This window comes from Tritonibacter mobilis (assembly GCF_001681715.1).
Taxonomy (GTDB): Bacteria; Pseudomonadota; Alphaproteobacteria; order Rhodobacterales; family Rhodobacteraceae; genus Epibacterium; species Epibacterium mobile.
In genome coordinates, this window is record NZ_LNWY01000042.1 from 1 (window position 1) to 1,522 (window position 1,522).

Below are 1,522 nucleotides of genomic sequence, written 5' to 3' on the forward strand. Positions count from 1 at the left end.
GTGGACAGAACATGGGGGTCATGCGGCGCGTTTTCTGTTTGCGACGGTCAGCCGACCATCGAGAACTGCGGCCCTTGTGACGGCTACTCGGTGAGCCCCTTTGGGCGACCACCGCATCCTTCTGCGCTTTCCCATGCGGGCATTGGCAATGTCATCGACTGATCCTTCGGCACGAGATGACGAGATGGGCAGCCCGTTACGGTACCGTCGGCCATAGTCGACAAGGGATTCCATGTTGTTCGCGAGATAGGTGTACAGTGTCCCGCATCGGGCCTGCACACGAGCGGCAGCGGTGCGGACAGCCAAAGGTTCTTCCGCAAGGCGGGTGCAATCGTGCATGAGCCCTTTCAGATAAGTTTCCGCGACCCGTGCTCTGCCATGCCACAGCCACCAGCGAAGGCTTTTCGCGGGGCGCTGGAACAGCACCGGAATTCCAGTGAATCCCGGTATCTGGACCAGACCCTGAACGGCGGCCTCGACATGTCGAATACGCATCGAGATGTGCCACCAGTCGAGGATATGCTTCACCTGGCCGTCGCCACCCATGGCATTCCGTATGAGGTTCGGGAGAGCAAGCTCGCCATCAGAGATTACCGTCAACAGACGGCCCGGCTTCCATCCAAAGTCTGACAGCTCTTCTCGCATCCGGCTGCCTGGCGATGCCGTCGCATTGGCGACCAAGCCAAATCGTCGGCACATATTGCGACTTTCAATCTTACCGACCACAAGATCCAGGTGTCGCTGCTGATACTCCGGTCGACAGCGGATATGCGCACCGTCCAGAAAAACCGTCAAACCCCCTTTGGGAAGTGCTTCAGCGGGATCGCCTGATGCCCTTCGACTTTTCTCGAGCCCCGCGGCTACTCTTCCCAACCGGTCACGCACCGTGGTGTGATGGGGCGGATGGCAGGGGAGGAAGCTTTTCATCAGCCGCGCGGCTTCGCGAAAGGAATGCCGGGACCCGAGTTCCGCATGGAGCCGCTGCAGCTCCGGGGTAGCCCGGTCAGGAAAGAAATAGGCCAGCGGAGAAATAGGTCCGCCGGGCATCGCCGCTGACCTGGCATCACACGAACAGCGGCGCAAGCGCGCGGCTTTGACCCGAACCCGCCCAAAGAGCGTGTCGAGATCGCGCGTGCGATAGTCATGAATGGCACGAACCGAGGCGCAATCCGGGCATACGCGGCTTTCTCGAATGATCTCATCGACCTGATCGTAAAGGATTACCCTCTGGATCTGTTCGAGGATCCTTTTCCCATCCTCGAGGCGCAGCCCGATCCCGTCTGGGCAGGTCACCCGGTATGGTCGAGAAATGCCGTCAAGCTGATGAGTGCGCTTCTCCCCGTTGTCGAAGGTAGTTTCGATTGTAATCCGTACGTCCATGGCAGCCCCCCATACAAAGAGCTTACCTTAGCACAGGCCAGATCACCGACGACGACCCCCATGTTCTGTCCACTCCCGCCGTTGATTTCGTTGGATTTCCCATCTCACAATTAAGGGCTACGCGACACATGGATTTCGATGC

The 1,522-nt window shown here is 59.1% G+C and carries 1 protein-coding gene; it reads right to left on the reverse strand.

Annotated elements, in window-relative coordinates; genetic code table 11:
• Positions 1-18: 18 nt before the first annotated feature.
• The gene (locus tag UB90_RS22250; protein ID WP_027246198.1) at positions 19-1,380 is read right to left on the reverse strand and encodes an ISKra4 family transposase; all 1,362 of its coding nucleotides are present in this window, start codon (positions 1,378-1,380) and stop codon (positions 19-21) included.
• Positions 1,381-1,522: the final 142 nt, after the last annotated feature.

Bases quoted from the DNA above. Each gene is read 5' to 3' on its own strand.
- UB90_RS22250 (WP_027246198.1), bottom strand. From the start codon at position 1,380: ATGGACGTACGGATTACAATCGAAACTACCTTCGACAACGGGGAGAAG.